The 310-nt window shown below is 72.6% G+C and carries 1 protein-coding gene; it reads right to left on the reverse strand.

Annotated elements, in window-relative coordinates:
* Positions 1-310: Wzy polymerase domain-containing protein (locus tag SB771_RS33935; RefSeq protein ID WP_410721906.1), on the reverse strand; the 310-nt coding region annotated here is incomplete at both ends.

Below are 310 nucleotides of genomic sequence, written 5' to 3' on the forward strand. Positions count from 1 at the left end.
GGCTTCGCGACCGGCCAGCGCCTGCAGCGCCGCATAACGGCGCAGCACCGTCTCGCCGGGCAGCAGCGCGATCGCCCGCTCGTGCGCGGCAAGCTTCAGCGGCAGGTTGTCCGGCGAAATCGTCAACAGCGTCGCCGCCCCGTAGTCGCCCCACGCGCCGAACAGCAACGACGGCGCATCGCGATACTGCACGGCCGGCTCGGTGCCGTAATACAGCACTTCGGCGCGCTGGTAGTCGCGCAGCACCGGCACCGCCGCCAGCACGCCGCCGACCGACAGCACCGCAAACAGCGCGAACGCCGCGCGGCCG

Source organism: Burkholderia sp. SIMBA_051, assembly GCF_046534915.1.
Classification (GTDB): Bacteria; Pseudomonadota; Gammaproteobacteria; order Burkholderiales; family Burkholderiaceae; genus Burkholderia; species Burkholderia ambifaria.